The organism is Brevundimonas terrae (assembly GCF_011761985.1).
GTDB lineage: Bacteria > Pseudomonadota > Alphaproteobacteria > Caulobacterales > Caulobacteraceae > Brevundimonas > Brevundimonas terrae.
Window position 1 is genome coordinate 606,871 of record NZ_JAASQT010000002.1, and the last position, 24,301, is coordinate 631,171.

The 24,301-nt window shown below is 61.0% G+C and carries 25 protein-coding genes; 17 read left to right on the forward strand and 8 right to left on the reverse strand.

What is annotated here, in order from left to right; translation table 11 throughout:
* Position 1 precedes the first annotated feature (1 nt).
* Positions 2 to 1,882 (forward strand): ABCB family ABC transporter ATP-binding protein/permease, encoded by a 1,881-nt coding sequence (locus FHS64_RS07645; protein ID WP_167177367.1) that lies wholly within the window; start codon positions 2 to 4, stop codon positions 1,880 to 1,882.
* Here the strand turns inward: FHS64_RS07645 and FHS64_RS07650 are convergent.
* The 4 genes from FHS64_RS07650 to FHS64_RS07665 form a co-directional block, all read right to left on the reverse strand.
* Positions 1,879 to 2,349 (reverse strand): chemotaxis protein CheE, encoded by a 471-nt coding sequence (locus FHS64_RS07650; protein ID WP_167177368.1) that lies wholly within the window; start codon positions 2,347 to 2,349, stop codon positions 1,879 to 1,881. The two genes, FHS64_RS07645 and FHS64_RS07650, sit on opposite strands and share 4 nt — an antisense overlap.
* Positions 2,349 to 2,900, reverse strand: a complete 552-nt coding sequence (locus FHS64_RS07655; protein ID WP_167177762.1) for a response regulator — start codon at positions 2,898 to 2,900, stop codon at positions 2,349 to 2,351. The genes FHS64_RS07650 and FHS64_RS07655 overlap by 1 nt, the downstream gene beginning before the upstream one ends.
* A gap of 104 nt (positions 2,901 to 3,004) precedes the next feature.
* Complete coding sequence (locus FHS64_RS07660) at positions 3,005 to 3,955, reverse strand: acetyl-CoA carboxylase carboxyltransferase subunit alpha (RefSeq protein WP_167177370.1); 951 nt, start codon at positions 3,953 to 3,955, stop codon at positions 3,005 to 3,007.
* A gap of 91 nt (positions 3,956 to 4,046) precedes the next feature.
* On the reverse strand, positions 4,047 to 4,964 hold the full coding sequence (locus FHS64_RS07665; RefSeq protein ID WP_167177372.1) for a site-specific tyrosine recombinase XerD: 918 nt from the start codon (positions 4,962 to 4,964) through the stop codon (positions 4,047 to 4,049).
* 59 nt (positions 4,965 to 5,023) lie between these two features.
* Here FHS64_RS07665 and FHS64_RS07670 point away from each other — a divergent pair, with 59 nt between their 5' ends.
* Genes FHS64_RS07670 through FHS64_RS07680 form a run of 3 tightly spaced genes read left to right on the forward strand, consistent with a single transcriptional unit; the run spans position 5,024 to position 7,271 of the window.
* Complete coding sequence (locus FHS64_RS07670) at positions 5,024 to 5,593, forward strand: shikimate kinase (RefSeq protein WP_167177374.1); 570 nt, start codon at positions 5,024 to 5,026, stop codon at positions 5,591 to 5,593.
* Positions 5,590 to 6,696 carry a 3-dehydroquinate synthase gene (gene aroB, locus FHS64_RS07675; protein ID WP_167177376.1) on the forward strand — a complete coding sequence of 369 codons (1,107 nt, stop codon included), beginning with the start codon at positions 5,590 to 5,592 and terminating at the stop codon, positions 6,694 to 6,696. Before FHS64_RS07670 ends, aroB begins: the two co-directional genes overlap by 4 nt.
* Positions 6,696 to 7,271: a GNAT family N-acetyltransferase gene (locus FHS64_RS07680; protein ID WP_167177763.1), complete on the forward strand. Its 576-nt coding sequence runs from the start codon at positions 6,696 to 6,698 to the stop codon at positions 7,269 to 7,271. Before aroB ends, FHS64_RS07680 begins: the two co-directional genes overlap by 1 nt.
* A 9-nt stretch (positions 7,272 to 7,280) precedes the next feature.
* Here the strand turns inward: FHS64_RS07680 and FHS64_RS07685 are convergent, their stop codons facing one another.
* On the reverse strand, positions 7,281 to 7,667 hold the full coding sequence (locus FHS64_RS07685) for a lysozyme inhibitor (protein ID WP_167177378.1): 387 nt from the start codon (positions 7,665 to 7,667) through the stop codon (positions 7,281 to 7,283).
* Positions 7,668 to 7,720: 53 nt separating this feature from the next.
* Positions 7,721 to 8,185 carry a tRNA adenosine(34) deaminase TadA gene (gene tadA / locus FHS64_RS07690; protein ID WP_243862856.1) on the reverse strand — a complete coding sequence of 155 codons (465 nt, stop codon included), beginning with the start codon at positions 8,183 to 8,185 and terminating at the stop codon, positions 7,721 to 7,723.
* Between the two features lie 12 nt (positions 8,186 to 8,197).
* On the opposite strand from tadA, the gene FHS64_RS07695 reads away from it, so the two are divergent.
* From FHS64_RS07695 to FHS64_RS07710, 4 genes are all read left to right on the forward strand, one after another.
* Positions 8,198 to 10,162 carry a pseudouridine synthase gene (locus tag FHS64_RS07695; RefSeq protein WP_167177382.1) on the forward strand — a complete coding sequence of 655 codons (1,965 nt, stop codon included), beginning with the start codon at positions 8,198 to 8,200 and terminating at the stop codon, positions 10,160 to 10,162.
* 3 nt (positions 10,163 to 10,165) lie between these two features.
* On the forward strand, positions 10,166 to 10,741 hold the full coding sequence (gene rsmD / locus FHS64_RS07700) for a 16S rRNA (guanine(966)-N(2))-methyltransferase RsmD (RefSeq protein WP_167177384.1): 576 nt from the start codon (positions 10,166 to 10,168) through the stop codon (positions 10,739 to 10,741).
* Between the two features lie 19 nt (positions 10,742 to 10,760).
* Positions 10,761 to 11,777 carry a Kelch repeat-containing protein gene (locus FHS64_RS07705; protein ID WP_167177385.1) on the forward strand — a complete coding sequence of 339 codons (1,017 nt, stop codon included), beginning with the start codon at positions 10,761 to 10,763 and terminating at the stop codon, positions 11,775 to 11,777.
* A gap of 65 nt (positions 11,778 to 11,842) precedes the next feature.
* On the forward strand, positions 11,843 to 12,172 hold the full coding sequence (locus tag FHS64_RS07710; protein ID WP_167177387.1) for a DUF2322 family protein: 330 nt from the start codon (positions 11,843 to 11,845) through the stop codon (positions 12,170 to 12,172).
* Between the two features lie 5 nt (positions 12,173 to 12,177).
* On the opposite strand, the gene FHS64_RS07715 is transcribed toward FHS64_RS07710, so the two are convergent.
* Both FHS64_RS07715 and mutL read right to left on the reverse strand, forming a co-directional pair.
* Positions 12,178 to 12,645: a low molecular weight protein-tyrosine-phosphatase gene (locus FHS64_RS07715; protein WP_167177389.1), complete on the reverse strand. Its 468-nt coding sequence runs from the start codon at positions 12,643 to 12,645 to the stop codon at positions 12,178 to 12,180.
* Between the two features lie 9 nt (positions 12,646 to 12,654).
* Complete coding sequence (gene mutL, locus FHS64_RS07720) at positions 12,655 to 14,565, reverse strand: DNA mismatch repair endonuclease MutL (RefSeq protein ID WP_167177391.1); 1,911 nt, start codon at positions 14,563 to 14,565, stop codon at positions 12,655 to 12,657.
* A 204-nt stretch (positions 14,566 to 14,769) separates the two neighbouring features.
* On the opposite strand from mutL, the gene FHS64_RS07725 reads away from it, so the two are divergent.
* From FHS64_RS07725 to secF, 9 genes are all read left to right on the forward strand, one after another.
* Complete coding sequence (locus tag FHS64_RS07725) at positions 14,770 to 15,480, forward strand: YceI family protein (protein WP_167177393.1); 711 nt, start codon at positions 14,770 to 14,772, stop codon at positions 15,478 to 15,480.
* A gap of 77 nt (positions 15,481 to 15,557) precedes the next feature.
* Positions 15,558 to 16,853, forward strand: coding sequence for a YceI family protein (locus FHS64_RS07730; protein WP_167177395.1), 1,296 nt, complete (start codon positions 15,558 to 15,560; stop codon positions 16,851 to 16,853).
* A 111-nt stretch (positions 16,854 to 16,964) separates the two neighbouring features.
* Positions 16,965 to 18,410, forward strand: coding sequence for a serine--tRNA ligase (gene serS / locus FHS64_RS07735; RefSeq protein ID WP_167177764.1), 1,446 nt, complete (start codon positions 16,965 to 16,967; stop codon positions 18,408 to 18,410).
* A 9-nt stretch (positions 18,411 to 18,419) separates the two neighbouring features.
* Positions 18,420 to 19,211 (forward strand): 5'/3'-nucleotidase SurE, encoded by a 792-nt coding sequence (surE, locus tag FHS64_RS07740; RefSeq protein ID WP_167177397.1) that lies wholly within the window; start codon positions 18,420 to 18,422, stop codon positions 19,209 to 19,211.
* On the forward strand, positions 19,208 to 19,852 hold the full coding sequence (locus FHS64_RS07745) for a protein-L-isoaspartate(D-aspartate) O-methyltransferase (protein WP_167177398.1): 645 nt from the start codon (positions 19,208 to 19,210) through the stop codon (positions 19,850 to 19,852). The genes surE and FHS64_RS07745 overlap by 4 nt, the downstream gene beginning before the upstream one ends.
* An 83-nt stretch (positions 19,853 to 19,935) precedes the next feature.
* Positions 19,936 to 21,090 carry a peptidoglycan DD-metalloendopeptidase family protein gene (locus FHS64_RS07750; RefSeq protein ID WP_341771111.1) on the forward strand — a complete coding sequence of 385 codons (1,155 nt, stop codon included), beginning with the start codon at positions 19,936 to 19,938 and terminating at the stop codon, positions 21,088 to 21,090.
* 183 nt (positions 21,091 to 21,273) lie between these two features.
* A complete protein-coding gene (gene yajC, locus FHS64_RS07755; RefSeq protein WP_167177766.1) occupies positions 21,274 to 21,561 on the forward strand; it encodes a preprotein translocase subunit YajC in 288 nt (95 codons plus the stop codon).
* Between the two features lie 44 nt (positions 21,562 to 21,605).
* Positions 21,606 to 23,204, forward strand: coding sequence for a protein translocase subunit SecD (gene secD, locus FHS64_RS07760; RefSeq protein WP_167177400.1), 1,599 nt, complete (start codon positions 21,606 to 21,608; stop codon positions 23,202 to 23,204).
* Positions 23,204 to 24,181, forward strand: a complete 978-nt coding sequence (gene secF, locus FHS64_RS07765; protein WP_167177402.1) for a protein translocase subunit SecF — start codon at positions 23,204 to 23,206, stop codon at positions 24,179 to 24,181. Before secD ends, secF begins: the two co-directional genes overlap by 1 nt.
* Positions 24,182 to 24,301 lie beyond the last annotated feature (120 nt).

Genomic DNA, 24,301 nt, shown 5'->3' on the forward strand with positions numbered 1-24,301 from the left:
CATGCGTGGTGAAAGAGGCGGCTCGCGTCGCGGCGACGTTATGTCCAAGGCCCAACAGGCAGGGGCGGGCACTTCTGTATCAGAAGGACCGGGTACACTGCGCGCTCTGGCCGATCTGATTGGTCTGGTGGGCCGATCCAAAGCGCCGCAACTGGGTTTGCGCGTGACCGGTTCGGTCAGCTTGACCCTGATGGGCAAGGGGCTCGGCGTACTGGCACCGCTGATGCTGGGGGCCGCGGTCAACCATCTGGCCGAGGGTGAAAGCGTCGCCACAACGGTCGGGATCAGCTTTGCTGCCCTTGCTATCGGCTGGGCATTTATCCGTTTTCTGGCAGCGGCGACGCCGCAACTGTCCGATCTGGTCTTTGCGCCGGTCAGGGCCGCGGCCCAGAAACAAACTGCGTCCGATGCTTTTGCCCATGCGCTGGGCCTGTCACTGGATTTCCACCAAACCAAGCGTTCAGGGACGTTGTCGCGCGTCATGGATCGCGGGGCGCGGGCGGTGGATTTCCTGCTGCGTATCCTGATGTTCAACCTAGGTCCGACGTTGTTGGAGCTAATACTGGCGGCGGCGGTGCTGGGCGGGCGTTATGACTGGCGCTTTGCTGCGGTCGCGATCACGGTCGTTCTGGTCTATGCGACGGCCACCTTCATGATGGCCAACTGGCGTCTGGAACACCGCCGCACCATGAACGCGGCGGATGCCGAGGCGGCGGGCCTATCGGTTGATGCTCTGCTTAACTACGAAACGGTCAAGTCGTTCGGTGCGGAAGAGCGCACCTCGGGTGCCTATGAGCAATCCTTGTCGGCCTATGCCAGCGCATCGCTGAAGGCCAATGCCTCGCTGGCGACACTGAACCTGATCCAAGCGGCCATTATGAACCTCGGCCTCGGGGTTCTGGCTGTGCTGGCGGGCTTTGAGGCCGCGGCGGGACGCATGGGACCGGGCGATGTGACAGCGGCGGTCTTGATTATGACCTCACTCTATCAGCCTCTGAATATTCTGGGCTTTGCCTATCGTGAAATTCGACAATCTTTCATAGACATGGAAGAAATGTTGAAGGTCATGCGCGAGAAGCCCTTGGTGGCTGACAGCCCTAATGCGGTCGCCTTGCCACGTCCGGAAGAGACATGCGGCGCAGAGGTCGAGTTCGATCAGGTCAGCTTCCGTCACGATGCGCGATCCAGCGGGCTGGACGATGTCAGCTTCGTTATTCCGGCCCATACGACCACCGCACTGGTCGGCCCTTCTGGATCGGGTAAATCGACGATTGTGAAACTGGCCCTGCGCCTGCTCGACCCGCAGTCTGGCACGGTGTCGATTGCCGGTCATGATGTGCGTGAAATCAAACAGCAGTCGCTGCGACAGTCCGTAGCACTGGTGCCGCAGGATGTCGCCCTGTTCAACGATACCTTGGCGGCCAACATCACCTTTGCCCGTCCCGAAGCCACCGAGGCGGAAATCTGGGCGGCGGTCGAAGGGGCGGAACTGGCCGACTTCATCAAGTCATTGCCGGACGGACTGCAAACACGTGTCGGCGAGCGCGGTCTGAAGCTGTCGGGTGGCGAGCGCCAGCGCGTGGGGATTGCCCGTGCTCTGATTGCCGATCCATGCGTGCTTATTCTGGATGAAGCCACCAGCGCGCTGGATAGCCGGACAGAAGCCGCCATCCAGCAAACCCTGCGCCGTGCCCGCAACGGGCGTACCACGCTGGTTGTGGCGCACCGCCTGTCCACGATCATGGATGCCGAACAGATACTGGTTCTGAAACAGGGCCGCATCATCGAGCGCGGCACGCACCATGAACTGGTGGCCCGTCAGGGTGGCGAATATGCTGCGCTTTGGCGCAAGCAAACCCGCACCCGTAAAACGACGGCCTAGCTGCCCAGTTTGGACTTCAGCACGTCTTTGAGGCTGTCCAGAACCTGTTGACGGGTTGCCTTGTCCTCGAGGGGAAGGGCCAGCAACAGGCGGAAGCTTTGGGCATGGACGGTGATGATACGCCAGTCGAACGGCTGATCGGATGGTGAGCCATCCAGCAGGTCGCACAGGTTGGTCGCGGCCATGCACAGATCTTCGCGGGCAAATGGACCGGCGGCGTCAATAATGCCTGCCGACAGGGCATAGGCCTTGTTCAGCGCGCCTTCCAGATTCTCGATGCCGTCAGGCGCGGGCAGGGCGGCCAGTTGCTGGATCGTCTGCTCGACCAGTTTCAGGCTTTGCTCTTCCAGCGAAGACAGGTTCTGGGCAGCCTGTTTCAAGGCGATGCCGGTGCTGATGCCGCCCGGTTGGTCGATCAGGCTGGAGAGCCGCGAGCGGCGACGGTTATGGGTGATGACAGTGGTCATTACAGTCCTGCCTTCCTGCGGAGTTCATCAGCGCGACGCTCGGGGCCATCATAATCGCCCACACGGAAGCGACGGTCGGGGCCGAGATAGTCGCCCACTTCGAGGAAGGGACGGTTATCGCGCGACACCCAGACAATACGTTCCAGCAGGGTCAAAGAGCTGAACGGCTTGGTAATCAGGAAGTTCGCACCACAGTCACGGGCTTCTTGCACCTTGGACTGGCGGACGTGGGCGGCGGTCATGATGACGGGCGCAAAAGCATTCGGCTCCAGCTTGGAGCGGCGCAGCCAGCGCACAAATTCAAAGCCCGACATGCCCGGCATGTCCGAATCGACAAGGATCAGATCGACAGCGTTTTCCTTGAGGATGGGAATAGCTTCGGCGGCGGAACTACAGGCATGGCGCGTCGAAAGGCCGAAACCTTTGAGCGCACGGATGGTCAGTTCTTGCGCGAAGCTGGAATCGTCGATGACCATGGTCACCGCGCCTTCGAAATTGAAGACGGCACTTTCGCGCAGGGTTTCGCCGATACCCGGTGAACGCGCAGTCATCAAAGTCACGCTAATCCTCTTGCAGGCAATAGAGCCAGCTTTGCCATAGACCCTACGAGGGTCAATGCCCTCTATCTATGGCAAAGCGGCTGTTTCAGGCCGGATTAGCCGAAGCGACCGATGGCATAGAAGCGATCGGCACGCTGGGCGCGGATTTGATCGGGGCTGAGCGCCGAAAGGGTTTTCAGCTCGTCCTCGATGGCATCGCCAACGGCATTGATGGCGGCTTCGGGGGCGGTATGAGCACCGCCCAGAGGTTCACCGATCACGCGATCGACGATTTTCAGCTCCAGCAGGTCGGGGCCGGTGATTCGCATGGCCATGGCCGCATCCTTGGCACGGCTGCCGTCACGCCACAGGATACCTGCGGCACCTTCCGGCGAGATGACCGAATAGATCGAGTGTTCCAGCATCATCACGCGGTTGGCGGCAGCGATAGCGATCGCACCACCCGAACCGCCTTCACCGGTGACGGTGGCGATATAGGGCACGCCCAGTGTCAGGCCGCGCTCGGTCGAGCGGGCAATGGCCTCGGCCTGACCGCGCTCTTCGGCACCAAGGCCCGGATAGGCACCGGCGGTGTCGACAAAGCTGAGGACCGGCAAACCGAAACGCTCGGCCATGTCCATCAGGCGCACAGCCTTGCGATAGCCTTCGGGACGGGCCATGCCGAAATTGTGCTTCAGGCGGGTCTGGGTGTCATGGCCTTTTTCGTGGCCCATAATGACAACGCCCTGACCACGGAAACGCGCCACGCCACCGAGGATGGCCTGATCGTCGCCGAACTGGCGGTCGCCGTGCAGCTCTTCGAAATCGGTGAAGAGGCCGTCGATATAGTTGATGAAGTGCGGACGCTGCGGGTGGCGGGCCACCTGTGTACGCATCCAAGGATCGAGATTGTCATAGGTCTCGACGCGCAGGGCTGACGCCTTGGCTTTGAGAGTGTCGATCTCTGCCTCGAAGTCACCGCTGGAGGGGGCGAGCTGGGAAAGCTCGGCGATCTTCGCCTCAAGCTCAGCGATAGGTTTTTCGAATTCGAGATAATGCGTGGCCATAAAGCGCCCGTGTAACGACCGCGCCATCCTGGCGCTACGGAAAGTCGCGGACCCTAAAACTCGTCGGGCCTCGCGGCAAGACTGAACCCTATCAGTTTTTACGCGCCAGGGGATGCGACTTGTGTACGACCTGCGCTAATCGGTCCGTCGCGACATGGGTATAGATCTGGGTCGTCGAGATATCCGAATGGCCCAACAGGGTTTGAACCACCCGCAAATCGGCACCGCCTTCCAGCAGATGGGTGGCAAAGGCATGGCGCAAAACGTGGGGGCTGATGCGCGACGGGTCGATACCGGCGGCGGCAGCGGCACTGTCCAATAGCTGGGCGAACCGGCGCGGCGTCAGGTGGCCCGAACGTCCATGCGACGGGAACAGCCATGGGCTTTCGACAGGTTTGGGTGCCGCCTTGGTCTTGGCAGCGGGTTTTTCCCTGACCTCAAGCCATGCCTTGACCGCTTCCCGAGCCGAGGTGTTCAGGGGCACTAGCCGCTCTTTATCGCCCTTGCCGGTAATGATCAGATAGGCGGGGTCGCGCCGGACCGCCGCCAGTTTCAGGCCCAGAACTTCTGAAACCCGCATCCCCGAGGCATAGGTCAGCTCGACAAGGGTCAGCAAACGCAAGGCTGCAGCTCCGTCCTGTGCCGACAGGGTGTTCAGGAGGTTGTCGATTTCATCACGCGACAGGCTTTTGGGCAGGGGGCGGCCCTGTTTCGGCGCATCCAGACGGCGTGACGGGTCATCGTTTCGCCAGCCTTCGCCCATGGCAAAGCGATAGAATTGGCGCACCGAAGCGCGGCGTCTGGCAGCGGTCGAGGCGGATAACCCCCGCACGGCCAAACCGGAAAACCAGCCCTCTATATCCTCCTGACCGGCTCTCAAAAGCCCGCCCTTATCCTGCAGGATATGCTCTGCATCTGCCAGATCACGACCATATGCCGCCAGCGTATGGGGGGAGGCATCCCGCTCTACGGCCATCATTTCCAGAAAGGCTTCGATTTGTGGCGTCATGGGTGTCTGTGAGGGGTGTGGAGAATGGTCATCCGTGTATAGAAGAGGACGTTAAGAACATGAACTGTGACGCCTCATCTGATTCTCCGATTCTAAAGTTGAACCGCACCATTGCACTGGTGGGGCTGATGGGTGTCGGCAAATCCACAGTGGGGCGCCGTCTGGCTACGCGTCTGGGTCTGCCGTTTGCCGATGGTGATCACGAGATCGAATCCGCAGCCGGTATGAGTGTTAGCGAGATTTTCGCGACCCGGGGCGAGGCGGATTTTCGGGCAGGCGAAGTGCGTGTCATGAAGCGTCTGCTGGAAGGGCCGCCGATTGTGCTGGCCACCGGCGGCGGCGCGATGATGAATGATGAAACCCGCGCCATGCTGAAACAGAACGCCGTAACGGTCTGGATGCGCGCGGACCTGCATGTGATTGCCGAACGTGTCGCGCGTCGTGATACGCGGCCTCTGCTGCGCGGGCGCGACACGATCAAGGTGCTGACCGAGTTGTCCGAGAAACGTTATCCTGTCTATGCCGAGGCGGATGTGACGGTGGATGTGGGCGGCGGATCGCATGGTGTGGCGCTGGAGGCCATGCTGACGGAACTGGAAAAATACGCGCGGGAGCAGGGTGTCCGATGACCACTTCGATCAGGGTAGAGGGCGGTGACTTCCGCGCCTATGACGTTGTGGTCGGTGCGGGATTGCTGGCCTCGCTTGGCGAACGCGCCAAGGCATTGAAGCCGACCCGTGTGGTGGTTGTGACCGACAGCACGGTCGGCCCGTTACATGCCGATGCGGCCCTGGCTTCGCTGAAGACGGCGGGTATCCAAGCCGAACAGATAACCGTTCCGGCGGGTGAAGCTTCCAAGAGCTTTGGCGAACTGGAAACCGTGCTGGACCGGATGATGGCGGCTGGTATGGACCGTCGTAGTCTGGTGGTGGCGCTTGGCGGCGGTGTGATCGGTGATCTGGCCGGATTGTCGGCGGCGCTGTTCATGCGCGGCATCGACTTCATTCAGGTGCCAACCACGGTGTTGGCGCAGGTGGATTCATCTGTTGGCGGCAAGACCGCCATCGACACGGCGCGTGGCAAGAACCTGATCGGGGCTTTTCACCAGCCACGTCTGGTGCTGGCCGATATTGATATTCTGAAGACGCTGCCGGTGCGTCAGGTACGCTCTGGCTGGGCCGAAATCTTGAAGCACGGCCTGATTTGCGATGCGGCCTATTTCGACTGGCTGTCGGGCGAAGGCGCTGTGGGTGCCGAAGGCGATGCCGAGGCTTTGGCCAAGGCGGTCATCCGCTCTGTCGAGATCAAGGCGCAGGTTGTCGGCGAAGACGAAAAAGAAGCGGGCCGCCGTGCCTTGCTGAACCTTGGCCACACCTTTGGCCATGCGCTGGAAGTCGAGGTCGGGTTTGACGATACCCTGACCCATGGCGAGGCCGTGGCTGTGGGTTGTGCCATGGCGTTCCGCTATTCGGCGCGTCTGGGCCTTTGTGAAGCGGCCCAAGCCGAACGGGCAGAGCAGGGGATCAGAGCGGCGGGCCTGCCTACGCGACTGGCCGATATTGCCCACGCTTTTGATGCCGCTGCGCTGCTGGAGCGGATGCAGGGTGACAAGAAGGCCGAGGGCGGGCGACTGACGCTTATTCTCGCGCATGGCATCGGGCAGGCCTTTGTGACCAAGGATGTCGATGCGGTCGATGTCCTGTCCTTCCTGAAAGAAGAAGGCGCGGCTTGATGTTGCCCGTAACGGTTCTGGAAAATGCCTTTGTAAGGCTGGAACCGTTTGAAGAGGCCAACAAAGAGGCTGTCCGTGCCGCGCTGGACCATGATCCGGCGGCATGGGATGGCATGGTGAGCGCAGCCTACGGCCCCCATTTCGAAGCCTGGTGGGATGCCGCCATCGGGGCCATGCAGTCGCAGACGCGTATTGCCTATGCGGTCCGTCGCAAAAGCGATGATGTGATTGTCGGCACGTCCAGCCTTTATGAAATCCGCATCGAGCATTTGCGATGCGAGCTAGGCTCGACCTTTTATCGGCCGGATGCGCGTGGCGGGGTGGTCAATCCGGCGACAAAGCTGCTGTTACTGGATCATGCCTTTGGGCATGGCATGGTGCGGGTCGAGATCATCACTGACGCCTTGAACATGGCCAGCCAGTCGGCGATCAGAAAACTGGGTGCGGCCTATGAAGGCCGCCTCAGGAAGCACAAGCGCACATGGACGGGCCGTATGCGCGATACCGAACAGTTTGCCATCATAGACGAGGACTGGCCCGCTGTGCGTGCGGGACTGGAATCGCGTTTGCGATAGGGGTTCAAATCATGAGTCTAAAGACTTGATTTCACTCACTTCGCATACTGTATCTTCGATATTGGGCGAGCGCCATTTGGCTGTCTTGCCACTGCCGCTCAGGGCGACGCCTGTGGCTGCGTAGAGATATCCGTCTGACGTTCCCTTGCGGGTCAGATCAAAGGCCAGACCATCAAAGCGTCGCACCGTGGCCATCTGGCGCGGGTGGTCAAAGGTGACGATCAAGCGCTGGCCGTTCTGGCAGTTGAATATCCATTCGGCAGCCGTATCGGGAGAAATATCATCGGGTATTTCGGCTCGCAGATGCTCGTCGATGGGATGCGAGCCAATGGTGTCGTGATCCTGACATGCGGACAGTACGATGCCTGTCGTCAATATTGCCGCGAGTTTCTGCATCCACCACCCGATCGGCCATGTTGGTGACGGGGGTCACACCTTGGCCAACAGGGTTAACTCGGTTCAGGCTTGGCGGTTCCCTTTTTACGACGCGAGCGAAAGAAGTCTTTCAACTGTGCCGAGACCTGTTCGGCATAGAGGCCGCTGTCGGTTTTGGGGCGCCAGTGACATGTAGGCTGTTCAAAGAATTTCGGGCCGTTTTTTACGGCTCCGCCCTTAACATCGTCCGCGCCCCAGACCACTCTGCCGATGCGCGAATGACTGATGGCACCGGCGCACATGGCGCATGGTTCAAGCGTGACATATAAAGTCAGGTCAGTAAGACGATAATTCTCTAAGGTCGTGGCTGCGTCGCGCAGCGCTACGATTTCGGCGTGAGCCGTCGGATCATGGCTTGTGATTGGACGGTTTTGCCCCTTACCTATCACTTCACCGGTTAATTCGTTCACAACCACCGCGCCGACAGGCACCTCGCCAGCTTTCGCTGCCGCTTGCGCCAAGTCCAGCGCCATGCTCATGAACCGCTCATCATGGATCGCCATCCCCGAGACAACGACAAGAAGCCCCGCCCGCGTCAAGACGACGCCTCGCGTGGACCCCGTAAATTCGCCGATAAGGGCCCGAAATTCGGCTCAGGCGACAAGAAGGACCGCAATTTTGACGATCGCGGCCCTCGTTCGCGTGACGATGACCGTCCGCGCAGCGAAGGTCGATTCGAGAATCGTGGCTCCAAAGGAGGCCAGAAAGGCGACAGGCCGGCTGCGAAGCCCGCAACGCCCGAACGTACCGAACGCATTGCCAAGGCTTTGGCGCGCGCCGGGATCGCTTCGCGTCGTGAAGTCGAGCGCCTGATCGGCCTCGGCAAGGTCGCTGTGAACGGCCGCATCCTCGACACGCCGGCTGTGCTGGTTAAGCGGGACGATGTGATCACCGTTGACGGCAAGCCTGTTGGAGCCGCCGAAGCCACCCGCGTCTGGCGCTACCACAAGCCCGCCGGTCTGATTACCAGCCACAACGACCCTGCCGGTCGTCCGACGGTCTGGGACGCGCTTCCGGCTGATCTGCCGCGCGTGATCTCGGTGGGCCGCCTCGACTTGGCCACCGAAGGTCTGCTTCTGCTGACCAATGATGGTGAGCTGAGCCGTGCGCTGGAACTGCCGGATACCGCATTGGTGCGTCAGTACCGCGCACGTGCCCGTGGCCGCATCACCCAGGACCGTCTGGATACCCTGAAAGACGGCTGTGTCGTTGACGGTATCCGCTATGGTCCGGTCGATGCCAAAATCGACAAGGCCAAGGAAAAAGAAGAGGACGGTCAGCCCAGCTCGGCCAACCTCTGGATCAGCGTCTCGATCACCGAAGGCAAGAATCGTGAAGTCCGCAAGGTTCTCGAAAGCCTCGGTCTTCAGGTCAATCGCCTGATCCGTCTGGCCTATGGTCCGTTCAACCTCGGCACCCTGCCGGTCAACTCGGTCGAGGAAATCGGCCCGCGCGTGATCCGCGAGATGCTGGGCGAGTATATCCGTCCGGAAAACCTGCCGACCGGTAACACGGTCAGCACGCCTGCGCCGATCCCCGGTCGCCGCCCTGCCGGTGCGATCATCAAGGGCCGTTCGGGCTCGGCCATGTCCGACCCGTCGCGCAAGCCTAGCCGCGTTCGCGCTGCCAATCAGGCTGTCGAGGACGGTGTGCCGGAGAAACCCGCACGTCCGGTCAAGAAGGAAGGCTGGGCCAAGGCCACGCCCAAGTTCGAGCACAAGAAGACCTTTAAACCTCGTGCCCGTCCGGGTTCGGATGAAGGTTATGAGCGCGGCCCCCGCGAGGATCGCCCGCGTCCGGCATTCCAGCGTGACGTGCAGTTCATCGATGACCGCCGCAAACCTGCGGGCAAGTCCTTTGGCGACAAGCCAGCGGGCCGCTCGTTCGGAGACAAGCCGGCGGGGCGTCCGTATGGCGACCGTCCTTCGGGCGAACGCTCGGGTGGTGAACGCACGTTCGGTGGCAAACCTGCCGGCCGTTCGTATGGCGACCGCCCGTCGGGTGATCGTTCGGGCGGTGAACGCCCGTACGGTGACAAGCCGGCGGGTCGTTCCTATGGCGACCGTCCTTCGGGCGAACGCTCGGGTGGTGAACGCTCGTTCGGTGGCAAGCCTGCCGGCCGTTCCTATGGCGACCGTCCTTCGGGTGATCGTTCGGGCGGTGAACGCTCGTACGGCGACAAGCCGGCGGGTCGTTCGTATGGCGACCGTCCTTCGGGCGAACGCTCGGGCGGTGAACGCTCGTTCGGTGACAAGCCTGCTGGCCGTTCGTATGGGGATCGCCCGTCGGGTGATCGTTCGGGGGGGGATCGTCCGTTTGGTGGCAAGCCGGGCGGTAAGCCTGCTGGCCGTTCGTTCGGTGATCGTCCTTCGGGCGGCAAGCCATTTGGCGGTAAACCTTCCGGTGGTGGTAAGCCTTCGGGCGGTGGCCGTGGCGGCCCGCGTGGTCGTTCCTAAGCCATGCGGATTGTCGCCGGCAGTCTGAAAGGTCGCGCCATTGTCGCGCCGGAGGGGCAGGGCACACGCCCGACCTCCGACCGCGCACGGCAGGCTATTTTCAACGTGCTTGAACACGCCGCATGGGCCGAGGATGTTCTGGACGGCGCACGGGTCATCGACCTGTACGCCGGTTCCGGTGCGCTCGGCTATGAAGCCATTTCGCGTGGTGGTGCCTTCTGCCTGTTCGTCGAAACCGACGATGAGGCGCGTGGTGCCATACGTGAAAACATGGATGCCTATGGCCTGTTCGGGCGCACACGGGTTCATCGCCGCAGCGCGATTGATCTGGGGCCTCGTCCGGGGTCAACGGGCGAAGCCTTTACGCTGGCCTTCCTTGATCCGCCCTATGCCAAGGGATTGGGCGAGCAGACCTTGCAGAAGCTTCTGGAGGGCAACTGGCTGGCCCCTGAAGCGGTGGTTGTTTACGAGCGCGGTTCGGACGAGCCGGAAATCGACACCCCCGGTTATGAACGCATGGATGCGCGTGACTATGGCGCGGCGCGTGTGCTGTTCCTGAAGGTCGCACCTTCGCAATAACAAGGTTAGGCTGTGGCGCATGATGATTCATCGCCGCAGCCTGATCGCCTCTGTTGCCGTAACCGCGGCACTTCCCCGCATGTCTATAGCTTCGGAAAGCCCGCACTGGCAGCGACGGGCCGAAATGCCGTGGGCGACGCAGGAGATCTACTGCGCGGTGCTGGATGGCAAGGTCTATGTGGCGGGCGGGCTGATCCGTGATGTCGTTGGAACGCGGATCAATGACCGCATGGGCATCTATTATCCGGCCCATGACAGTTGGGCGGAGGGGACGCGCCTGCCGCAGCCACGCCACCACCCGATGCTGGCCGCTGCGCGCGGGCGAGTTTGGGCCTTTGGCGGCTATGACCGGCGCGAGGGCGGTGAATGGACGTCCATGACCGACTATTGGGCGCTGGATGGCGATGTCTGGCATCCGGTTGGCCAGATGCCAGAGCCTTTGGCCGAGACTGTCGGCGTCACGGTGGGCGATCATGTGCATCTGGTGACGGGGCGCTCTCCTCTTGGGGGCAAGAACGGCCAATGGAACGATCAGGGTGATGTCGCCACCCATTTGGTGTTCGACGCCTCGAATAATAGCTGGACTACAGCACGTCCTGCCCCCGAGGCCCGCAACAGTGCGGCGGGGGCGGTGTATGGCGGTCATATCTACATTGCTGGCGGGCGCATGGTCGAAGGCGGGCGTGGGACGGGACGTCTGGATCGCTATGATCCGCAATCAGACCAATGGGATACGCTCAGCCCTGTTCCGGTATCGGATACGGGCAATCAGGTCGGTGGCGGTCTGGCCATGGCGACTGTGGGTGATAGGCTGGTGGCCTTTGGCGGTGAATGGCTGGCCAGACCGGGCGGTGTTTTCACCGAGACGTGGATTTACGACATTGCCGCAGACCGTTGGACGCGCGGGCCGGATATGGGCGTGCCGCGTCACGGCTTGGCGGGATGCAGTGTGGATGGCGTCATCTATGCCATTGCGGGTGGCGAGGTCTATTCGGGCGGCAAGGCCAGCGGTGTGGTCGAGGCCCTGAGACTGTAGGTGTCGCGGTATGGGGGCGAAGCTGTTACAGGCGGGGCAGTTTTACGCGACCCGAGGATGTGTCGATGATCCAGCCCACTGCTTCGTTCAAGGATAACCTGCAACTGCTGCCGTCAATCGATGGCCTTGCCCGTATCGATCTGGTTGATGACGCGGGCGCTGTGGTCGCATCCATCGAAAATCAGGCTGGGAAACAGGGATCGCTGCGCGTCTATCAATACCTGCTGCAAGTCTTTGGCGCGCTTGATGCCAAGGCTGCCGCGCACGGTCTGGATGTTTTTGCCGAACATACGGCCGATGCCAAAAACCGTCCGGGCGCGCACCCGAATATCGACCGCCTTATCGAGATCGTGGATGGCGCGGCCCCGCTGGACATCAAGCTGATAGCAGCCTGAAGGGCTTAGTCCGGCTTGTGGGCCAGATGATCGGCCAGACCTTTTGAGGCCTCGACCACATCGGCCCAAGTGACGGAAAAACCGTCTTCATCGCCATAATAGGGGTCTTCTACCGAAGCCCCCTCGCGGCCCTTGGCCCAGTCCATCATCAGGCTGAGGCGGGCCGTGCTGTCTTGCGGCTGCACGCGTTTCAGGTTGGCGAGGTTGTCGGTGTCCATCGCCACGATGTGGGTGAAGCGCTTGAAATCTGCGGGTTTGACCTGACGGGCGCGTAGAGAGGCGATATTCACCCCGTTGCGCTTTGCCGTGGCTATGGCACGTGGATCGGGCGGATTATCGGTGTGATAGGCGGCGGTTCCTGCCGAGTCCGTGATGATCGACAGTTTGCGCTTGGCGACCTCGTCACGGAACGCGCCCTCGGCCAGAGGGGAGCGGCAAATATTGCCAAGACAGACGAATAGAACGCTGTACATGATTGATTATCAACGCCTTCCGAACAGTTTTTCGAGGTCGTTGAGTTTCAGTTCGACATAGGTCGGGCGGCCGTGATTGCACTGGCCAGAATGGGGTGTAGCCTCCATCTGGCGCAGCAGAGCATTCATCTCGGGGGCGCTCAACACGCGACCCGCACGGACAGAACCGTGACAGGCCATAGTGCCACAGACCTCGGCCATGCGTTCTTTCAGCGACAGAGCCGAACCATGCTCGGACAGGTCATCGGCAATATCGCGGATCAGGCCCTGAACATCTGTATCCCCCAACAGCGCAGGGGTTTCGCGCACCAGCACGGCACCTGCGCCAAAGGCTTCGACGATCAGGCCCATCTCGGCCAATTCGTCGGCCTTGGCGGAAACACGTTCGGCTTCGGCGGGGTCCAGTTCAACGACTTCGGGGGTCAGCAAGGCCTGACGGGAGACGTGGCCGCCTTCCATCTGTCCCTTCATGCGCTCATAGACGAGGCGTTCATGGGCGGCGTGCTGGTCCACAATCACCAGACCGTCGCGGGTTTGGGCAACGATATAGGTGGCGTGAAGCTGGGCGCGGGCGGCCCCCAACGGGAAGTCGATGGGATCGACCGGCGTATGGGGCGCAGGCGCGATCTGGCCTGCATGTTCGGCCTGAACCTCGGCGAGAGTGCGGAAGGTTGGCGCGGCCTGCTGGCCCGACCATGTGTGTTCAACGCGGGCCGAGCGTTCGGACAGGCCGGGGATGATCTGGGCAGCGGCTTCGGGTCTGGACCATCCGGCCCATGCCGAGAAACCCGAAGCCGAAGGTTCGGACGGCGCATACTGCCCGTGGTTCTGCACGCCCGTATGCGGCTGGAAGCCGGACAGGGCATCGGCGGCCACTGTGGTCGAGGCGCGGTGACCGGCGGCGTGGAGCGCATGTTTCAACGCGCCGACAATCAGGCCACGCACCAGTGCCGGATCACGGAAACGGACCTCGGCCTTGGCGGGATGGACGTTCACATCGACATAGAGCGGGTCGATATCGATAAACAAAACTGCCGCCGGATGGCGGTCGCGGGCAAGGAAGTCGGCATAGGCTCCGCGTAGTGCGCCCTGCAACAAACGGTCCCGCACTGGGCGGCCATTCACAAACAGGAACTGGTGCGCTGCATTGCCCCGTGAATAGGTCGGCAGACCGGCATAGCCCGACAGGCGGGTGCCATCACGTTCCTGATCGATCAGCAGGGCATTGGCCTCGAAATCGCGGCCCAGAATGGAGCCGAGGCGACGAAGGCGACCTTCATCACCTTTGTGTTCGGCAGGCAGGCGCAAGGTCGTCTTGCCGTCCAGCGTCAGGGTAAAGGCCACTTCCTCGTGCGCCATGGCCTGTCGCTTGATCTCCTCGGAGATGGCCATGGCCTCGGAGCGTTCCGACTTCATAAATTTCAGGCGGGCAGGGGTGGCGTAGAACAGGTCGCGCACTTCGACGCGCGCGCCGTGCGGGCCGGGGAAACCGGCGGGGGCGACAGGATGATGGTGGCCGCCTTCAACAGTGATCGCCCATGCGTCGTTCTGGCCGGTTTCGGCCTTGGCGCGGGTCGTGATGTTCAGACGCGCAACCGAACCGATCGAGGGCAGGGCCTCGCCACGGAAGCCCAGCGTAAAGATACGCAACAGGTCCACATCGCCCGCATCATCGGGCTCCAGTTTCGATGTCGCGTGACGTTCAACCGCGATGGGCAGTTCGTCTTTGGGTATGCCCTTGCCGTCGTCAGCGATCAGGATGCGGGTCAGTCCGCCACCGTCCGCCTGTATCTCGATGTGGCTCGCGCCAGCATCAATAGCGTTCTCCACCAGTTCCTTGATGGCGCTGGCGGGGCGTTCAACCACTTCGCCTGCGGCGATGCGGTTTACGGTTTCGGGTGGGAGACGACGAATGGGCATGTGATTCACAAGATAGGACGGATGGCACCAAGGTGCATCTGGCGCATTCTGTTTCTCGCGAAGATTTTTTTGATACCGGCGGGGTTGCGGTTTTCTATTCGCAACATATACTGTTACGGACTAGCGGCGAGAGTCGTTAAGCCATTTTTTCCTGCCCTGCTTTGGTACCTTCAAAGAGGGGCAGGCCATATCCGGGAACTCAAGATGAAGATCAAAGCTGCTTTTGTTGCTATTTCGGCCGCCGCACTGCTGGCTGCCTGCGGTCAATCGGCTACGCCTGCTACGGGCACGACCGATGCTGCTGCCACCGCTCCGGTCGAGCTGAAGGCTCCGTCGGGCGTCTATAATCTGGACCCGACCCATGCCAGCCTGCAATGGTCGGTGCCGCACAACTCGGTTTCCAACTACACCGCCCGTTTCAACACCTTCTCGGCCAAGCTGGTTCTGGATGCTGCCGATCTGTCGAAGTCGACCATTGAAGCGACCATCGATCCGACTTCGGTTGATGCCAACTATGCGGGCGATTACCTCGGCACCCACGCTGCCACCGGCTTCAAGAGCTGGAGCGAGGACATTGCCAAGGCGGCTGACAAGCTGAACGCCGCTGCTTTCCCGCAAATCACCTTCAAGTCGACCAAGGTTGAACTGACCGGCCCGCGCACGGCTGATGTGACCGGTGATCTGACCTTCCTCGGCGTCACCAAGCCGGTGACCCTGAAGGCGACCTTCGGCGGCGAGATCGAAAAGCATCCGTTCCTGCAAGTTCCGACCCTCGGCTTCTCGGCTGAAGGCAGCTTCAAGCGTAGCGATTTCGGTATGCCTGCCGGCTATGTGGGCGATGAGGCCACCATCAAGTTTGATGGCGAGTTCATTCAGGAAGTCGCTCCGGCGGCTGCCGCTGCTCCGGCTGCCTAAGCTTCGAGCTTGATTGACGGGCGGGGCCAAAAGCTCCGCCCGTTTCTTTTAGACGTTCAAAAAAACCGAGCCTGACCATGTCCGAGCGCCCGAACCGATATTCTGCTGTGGCCATCACCCTTCACTGGCTGATTGCGCTGGCCATCCTGTCCATGATCCCGATGGGGTTGTGGATGAGCGATGCGATCAATGATCCGGCGCAACAGGCGCTGGCCTATCGGGTGTTCCAGATCCACAAGTCGGTCGGCTTCCTGATTTTAACCCTGACGGTTCTGCGTGTTCTGTGGCGTTTGAGTCATCCGGTTCCGGCACTGCCGCTGGAAATGAAGGGTTGGGAACAGTTTGCGGCGCGGGCAACGCATGTGGCGTTTTATGCGCTGATGATCGCCATGCCTCTGACGGGTTGGGTTTATGTGTCCTCGGGGTGGGCGGTGACAACCGATCATCCTCTGGCGGTGGCAACCAGCTGGTTTGGTCTGTTCGGCATTCCCCATATCGGCTTTGTTGAACATGCGGCCGAGGTGGCCCGTCGCAACATCGCCTTTGCCAGCATGGGCGCACACACCTTTATGGCGTGGGGTGCGGTGGTTCTGGTGGCCCTGCATGTCGGTGCGGCTCTGAAGCACCAGTTCCTGAACCGTGATGGCGTGCTGGCCCACATGGTGCCGGTGTTCAAACATGTTGACGGCCCGACGGCGGCTGAACCCAAGGCATCGACCAAATGGGCCGAGCGAATGGCGGGTCTGGGCCTGATTGCGGTACTGGCTGTGGCGGGTGCCATTGCGGCGCGTCCGGCCCCAATGACCGAAGGTCCGGCAAAGGCACCGGTCGCAGCTTCGGCTCCGCAGGATGCCGATGTGGTGGCGGGTACGGCCCAAGCCTGGACTATCGACAAGGCGCAATCGAATATCGCGTTCAGCGGCACCCATTCGGGCGCACCCTTTACCGGCACGTTCGGCGAATGGGATGCCAAGGTCTGGTTCGATCCGGCTGATCTGGCGGGCTCCAAGGCGGTGGTGACCATCTCGACCGCATCGGGCAAGACGGGCGATGCGACCAAGGATGGCTCGCTGGGCGGTGCCGAATGGTTTGATCCGGCTACCTATCCGACGGCCCGTTTCGAGGCCGACAGCTTTACGGCTCTGGGCGGCAACCGCTTCGAGGCGCGCGGCACCCTGCGAATCAAATCGATGACCGTTCCGGTGGTTCTACCCTTTACCTTTAACGAGGCATCCGGCGTGGCCACGGTCGAAGGTAAGGTCGAGCTGGATCGCACGGCCTTTGATCTGGGCATGGCGTCCGATGCCGCCGGAAGCTGGGTGTCCAAGGCCATCGAGGTCACGATCAAGGTGCGTGCCGAGCGCGCATCCTGACCGATTGCAGCACTCTTTGAGCGTTTGAGGCGCTACGGGGTTTGCCTGATGGGGCAGGGGGCGGTAGAGCAGGCGCTCTTCCAACCTTTGCCCCAGATACAGGCCAAGACCATGCACGACATCAGAGCGATCCGAGACAACCCCGACCTCTATGTGGCCGGCTGGTCGTCGCGCGGCGTGGATGACGCGCAAAACGTGGTCGATAACATCCTGAAACTGGATGAAGCTCTGCGTGCTGCCCAGACCAAGGGTCAGGAAGCACTGGCCAAACGCAATGCGGCCTCCAAGGCCATTGGCGCGGCCATGGGCAAGAAGGACATGGCCGAGGCCGAGCGCCTGAAGGCCGAGGTGGAAACCCTCAAGAACGAGATTGCCGAAGCGGGCGAAGTCGAAGCCGCCAAGGGTGGTGAACTGCGCGACCTGCTGGCGGGCCTTAAGAACCTCGCTGCTGCCGACGTGCCGAACGGTGCCGATGAAAACGACAATGTCGAAGTCAGCAAGTGGGGCAGCCCGCGCACCGAAGGTCCGAAGAAAGACCACGCCGATCTGGGCGAAGCGCTCAAGATGTTGGACTTCGAAGGCGCGGCCAAGATGTCCGGCTCGCGCTTTGCAGTGCTGAAGGGGCAACTGGCGCGTATGGAACGCGCCATTGGCCAGTTCATGCTGGACCTGCAAACGGACAAGCACGGCTACACCGAAGTGAACCCGCCGCTGCTGGTGAAAGATCAAGCCATGTTTGGCACTGGCCAATTGCCTAAGTTCGAGGAAGATCTCTTCTTCGCCACCAGCAAGGCTACGCTCGAAAAAGATGAAAACGGTAACCCGATTATTTCGGGCGATAATGTCTTCATTCCGAACGTTTCTGGTGCGGATATTTTTGAAGATGGTAGCGGCAAACTTAGCGCTTACATTCCGGCTCAAAATGCACTGTCGGTCAACGATGCACGCTATTTGATCCCGACCGCCGAGGTGTCTCTGACCAACCTCGTCCGCGAACAAATCCTGCCGGATGAGGAAGTGGCCCAGCCGATCCGCATGACGGCGCTGACCTATTGCTTCCGTGCCGAGGCGGGTTCTGCCGGTCGTGACACGCGCGGCCTGATCCGTCAGCACCAGTTCCAGAAGGTGGAAATGGTGTCGATCTGCAAGCCGGAAGACAGTGAAGCCGAACACGAGCGCATGACCGGTTGTGCCGAAGCTGTGCTTCAAGCGCTGGAACTGCCGTATCGCAAGGTTCTGCTGTGCAAGGGCGATATGGGCTTCTCTGCCACCAAGACCTACGACCTCGAAGTGTGGCTGCCGTCGCAGAACACCTATCGCGAGATCAGCTCCTGCTCGAACTGCGGTGACTTCCAGAGCCGCCGCATGGACGCTCGCTTCAAGCGCGCTGGCGAGAAGAAGACCGAGTTCCTGCATACCCTGAACGGTTCGGGTCTGGCGGTAGGCCGCACCCTTGTGGCCGTGATGGAAAACTATCAGCGCGAAGACGGCTCGATTGCTGTGCCTGCCGTGCTGCAACCCTATATGGGCGGTCTGACCGCCATCGCTGCTGCATAAACGAGTATCATGCGTATTCTTCTGACCAATGACGACGGCATCGATGCCGAAGGCCTGACCTGTCTGGAAAACATCGCCCGCGCATTGTCGGACGATGTGTGGATCGTGGCCCCTGCGGTTGAACAGTCGGGCAAGGGCCGTGGCCTGACCCTGACCGAGCCTCTGCGCGTCAACAAACTGGGCGACAAGCGTTTCTCGGTGACCGGCACCCCGACCGACTGCGTTATTCTGGCCGTCAATGAACTGATGCCTGAAAAGCCCGATCTGGTGCTGTCGGGCGTCAATCGCGGCCACAATGTCGGCGAGGACACCTCCTATTCGGGCACTGTCGCCGGTGCGCTGCAAGGCATGGCCTTTGGCATTCGCTCGATTGCCCTGTCGCAATCGCTGGAGCGCTTCCATGACGAGGCCGTCGCCCATTGGGAAACGGCCGAAGCCTTTGCGCCGGGAATCATTCAAAAGCTGCTGGACCAGAAATGGCCGGACGGCGTGATTATGAACGTCAACTTCCCGCGCTTGCCGCCGGAACTGGTCAAGACGGTAGAAATCACCCGTCAGGGCTTCCGCGATATTGGCGAACTGCATGCCATCCGTCGTGATGACCTGCGCGGGCGCCCGTATTACTGGATGGCCTTCCGCGGCCAGCCGCACGAACATGCCCAAGGCACCGACTTGCGCGCTATGGAAGAGGGCCGTATCTCGGTCACACCGCTGCAAATCGATCTGACGCACACGCAAATGATCAACGATCTCAAGAAAGTGCTGGGTGGCGCACCACCCAAGGGACCGCACGAACAATGACTTTAAGGGACGACCGTGCCGGACGCCTGATCCTGTCGCTACGGCGGCAGGGTGTCACCGATGCGCGCGTCCTTGCGGCCATGGAACAGGTGGATCGCTCCCTGTTCGTACATGAGAGATTTCTGGATCAGGCATGGGAAGATCAGGCGCTTCCCATCGACTGCGCCCAGACCATCAGCCAGCCCTATATTGTCGGCCTGATGACGCAGGCTCTACAGGTCGGGCCGCGCCACCGTGTGCTGGAGATCGGCACCGGCAGTGGCTATCAGTGCGCGGTACTCAGCCGCATGGCGCGCTTCGTCTATACGGTTGAGCGATACAAAAGCCTGCTGACCGAGGCCGAAATCCGGATGAAACGTCTTGGTCTCGAAAATGTGTTTACCCGCCATGGTGATGGCGGTGTGGGCTGGATCGAGCAGGCACCGTTTGATCGCATCATGGTGACGGCGGCATCCCCGCACGAACCGACCGAACTGTTGAAACAACTCAAGCCGGGCGGGGTTCTGGTGGCTCCGGTGGGGCGTACTTCGGTTCAGATGTTGAACCGCTATACCGGACAACCGGACGGCAGTTTCACACGCGAAAGCCTGTGCGAGGTGCGCTTTGTGCCCTTGGTCGAAGGCACCGCCAAAGAAGGGTAAACGCGCCCTTAACTATTCCGCCCCATTTTTGCACAAGTTAACCGTTTCAGTCTGCCGCGAATCCGGCAAGGCCGGTTGATGATGTGATTTTCAAGATGGAGACGGGCATGCTGGGCAGCCGCAACTGGATCAAAGCGGGATTGCTGGCAGGGAGTGCGCTGACGCTCGCCGCCTGTTCGACCTACCCCCAAGAGCCGCGCTACTCGACGCGTCCGGTGCCGACCGGTCAGGCACCTGTACCCTATGGCCAAAGCCCGTATGCCAACCGTCCGCAGCAACAGCCTGCGGCACCGGCCCAGCAGCCGAACAATCCCTATTACCAGCCGACCACGCCACCTGCAGTAGAGCAGGGGCCGATTGCTTCGGCGGGCTCTATTGCAGGGGGCGGGTTGCCGCCGGCTTCGTCGGGACCGGCCTATCCGTCTACGGGTGAGCCGGTGCGCGTGACGCCGCCCGCATCGTCCGGTCCTGTACAAGCTGGGTCTGCCTATATCATTCAGCCCGGTGACACGATTTCCGGCGTGGGCCGTCGTTTCCAGACTCCGGTTCAAACTCTGATCGAGCTGAACGGACTTGGTCCGCGCGGGGCCATCAGTTCCGGCCAGCGGATTATCCTGCCGACGACGGCTGTGGATGGTGGAACCGATCCCTATGCAACAGGTCCGGCTCCTTCGGGTGTCGTGAGCCGTGTCGAGGGCGTGACCGCGCCGCCACCGCCACCACCGAGCGGCAATGCGCCTCTACCGGTGGCCCGCCAACCGGCAGCAAGCGTGCCGCCAGCCCGGACACAAGCGCCAGTGCAAGCCCCAGCGCAAGCTCCGGCGCAACCCGCCGCCGCATTGGGCCAGAACATTGCCCTGCAATGGCCGGTGCGCGGTGACATCCTGCGCCGTTTCGGCCCGACAGGCATGGGCGAGCGTAATAACGGCATCAATATCGGCGCGTCGGCCGGTGCCGAGGTCAAGGCTTCGGCGGATGGCACTGTGGCCTATGTCGGCGATGACATTGTGGGGCAGGGCCTGACGGTTCTGATCGTCCACCGCGACGGCTGGCGCACGGTTTACAGCCATCTCGGTTCTTCGACCGTTCGTGATGGCGCACAGGTTCGTGCCGGTCAGGTGATCGGAACGGTGGGTACAACCGCCGGTGATGGTCGCCCGTCGATCCATTACGAAGTGCGCCAGATGCGCGGTGATGATCCGGTCGCACTGGACCCGCTGGGCGTCCTACCGCGCTAAAATCGCGACAAAGTGACATTATCGGGGGCGGATTGGTTGAAATGATCCGTCCCTGTCATGCCGTCGCGTTGCAAATGCATGCGGCGCACCCTAGTTTTCGCGCCTTAAATCCATTGAGCCCCCCACTGTGGGACGAGGCTCAGTATGGGGAGCCTTACATTGAATACCCAAGATCCCGGCATGATGGGTGCTATCATTCAGTTCGCACCGCTCGTTCTGATTTTCGTCCTGTTCTACTTCCTGATGATCCGTCCGCAGCAAAAGCGCATGAAGGAACACCAGTCCACGCTGAAGGCTCTGAAGCGCGGTGATGAAGTGGTTCTGTCGAACGGCATGGTCGGCAAGGTAACCCGCGTTGAAGAAACCGAAGTGATGGTGGATATCGCCCAGGGCGTCTCGGTCCGTGTGGTCCGTTCCATGATCGCCGACGTGCGCAACCGCACCGCCATCGCCGCCAACGACAAGGGCTAAGCCCCTTTTACCACGGCTTTTAAGCCGCCCGGAGAAGCCCTGACATGATTCAGCTTGCACGCTGGAAAGTCGTCTTGGTCTCGCTGTCGCTCGTTTTCGGGCTACTGCTGGCCTTCCCGAGCATGCTCACGCCCGAGCAGCGCGCTGCGCTGCCGGGCTGGCTGCCGAAAAATGGTGTGAACCTCGGTCTGGACCTTCAGGGGGGCTCTTACCTCCTGTTGGAAGTCGATGTTCCGGCCATGCGCGAGAAGCGCGTGGGTAACCTGATTGAAGATGTTCGCGTCTCGCTGGGCGAGCAGCGCGTTAATATTGGCAATCTGCAACGTGAAGATAGCGGTGTTGTTATCACTGTGGCCGATGGTGCCCAGTTCGATACAGCCCTGAAAACGCTGCGTGACATGGCCAATACGGGCGTCGGTTCGACCGGCGTTTCGGATCGTCAGGTTTCGCGCCTCAGCGGTAACCGTATCCGTTACGGCTTCACCGATCTGGCTATGGCCAATATGGGTGCAACTGCCGTCGACCAGTCGATCGAGGTTGTACGCCGCCGTCTCGACAGCTCGGGCACCAAGGAAATCTCGATCACCCGTCAGGGCTCGGACCGTATTGTGGTTCAGGCCCCGGGTCAGAGCGATCCGGCCGAGCTGGAACGTCTGGTGGGCCAAACCGCCCAGCTGACTTTCCAGATGGTTGATACCAGCGCCACGGGTCTTCAGGACGCATTGGCAGGCCGTGTGGCTCCGGATTCGGAACTGCTGGCCGATGATGCCGGCACGCCGTATCTGGTGAAGCGCCGCGTGCTGGTTTCGGGTGAAAACCTGACCCGCGCCAATGTTGGCTCGGACCAGTCGGGCCGTCCGGCCATCGACTTCCAGTTCGATGGTCAAGGCGCACGTCGCTTTGGCGAGGCTACAGCCCAGAACATCGGCAAGCCTTTTGCCATCATTCTGGACGGCAAGGTTATTTCGGCACCGACCATCCAGTCGCCGATTACCGGCGGTAGCGGCCAGATTACCGGCAGCTTCTCGATCCAGTCCGCTTCGGAACTGGTGAACCTTCTGAATGGTGGTGCCCTTCCGGCTCCGCTGAAGGTTGAAGAGCGCCGCGTGGTGACTGCGGAACTGGGGGCTGATGCTGTTAAGGCGGGTGCGATTTCGACCATGATCGGCTTTGGCCTGATCATTGTCTTCATGATCGGTGCCTACGGCTTCCTGTTCGGCGGTATCTCTGTTCTGGGCTTGATCCTGAACGGTATCCTGATCGTGGCAGCCATGTCGCTTATCGGCGCAACCCTGACCCTGCCCGGTATTGCCGGTCTGGTGTTGACGTTCGCCGTGGCCGTTGATGCCAACGTGCTGATCTATGAGCGTATGCGTGACGAAGCCCGTCTGGGACGTTCGCCTATCGCGACTATGGATGCCGGTTTCAACCGCGCCATGGGCACCATTGTTGACGCCAACCTGACGACCCTTGTGGCGGCCCTGATCATGTTCATGTTCGGTGCCGGTCCGGTTCGCGGCTTCGCATGGACCCTGACCATTGGCGTCTTCACCTCGATGTTCTCGTCGGTGATGGTTGCCCAAGTTCTGCTTGGCTACTGGCTCAAAGTGGCCAAGCCTAAAAAACTGCCGATTGCGGAGTAATGCCGATGCGTGGATGGCCTCTCATCAAACTGCTTCCGCAGACAACGAACTTCCAGTTCGTCAAACACTCCAAGCTTATGGGCGGTTTGGCTGTACTTCTTTGCGTGGCCTCGATCGTGGGTTGTTTCTATCCGGGGTTGAACCTGGGTATCGACTTCCGTGGTGGTGCCTCGATGGAAGTGAGCAAGCCTGCCGGTCAGGTTCTGGAGCTTGATAAAGTGCGTACTGCCATGGGCGATCTCGACCTTGGTGACGTACAGGTTCAGGGTATCGACAGTGACTCTGCCGCTCTGATCCGTTTCCAGATTCCCGACGGTGCCAATCAGTCCGAAGTCGTTGCTCGCGTTGAAAAAGCGATCAGCGACTCAGTTGGCGAGGTCACCTATTCGGGTGTCAGCGTCGTGGGTTCCAAGGTCTCTGGCGAACTGTTCCGTTCAGGCATCTATGCACTGGGCGCAGCCATTTTCCTGATGTTCCTCTACATCTGGTTCCGCTTCGAGCCTCAGTTCGGTTTCGGTGCCATCATCGGTCTGCTTCACGACGTGATCCTGACCTTTGGACTGATCGTTCTGTTCCGCTTCGAGTTCAGCCTGAATACCGTGGCCGCCATTCTGACGGTTATCGGTTATTCGATGAACGATACCGTGGTTGTATTTGACCGCCTGCGCGAGAACCTGCGCAAGTACAAAACCATGCCACTCAAGGACGTTATCGATCAGTCGCTGAACGAAACCCTGTCGCGTACGATCATTACCGGTGTGACAGCCGTTGGTGTTCTGGCGGTTCTGGCTCTGTTTGGCGGTGAGGCCCTGTTCGACTTCTCGATCGTTCTGATGATCGGTATTGTCATCGGTACCTTCTCGTCGATCTATGTCGGCACGCCGGTCGTGCTGCTCTGGGGCGTCAAGCGCGGTAATATCGACCGCGACAAGGACGACCTGAAGCCCGTCAAGCTGGGCATGGCCAGCCGTCCGTAAGGACAGCGAAACCTAAAGACATAGACCCGCTCTTTCGTAAGAAAGGGCGGGTTTCTTTTTGGTCGCAGGTGCGTTGTGTCGTTCGGGCTTGCGCCACGGGGCAGGGTGCCGCATGGCATG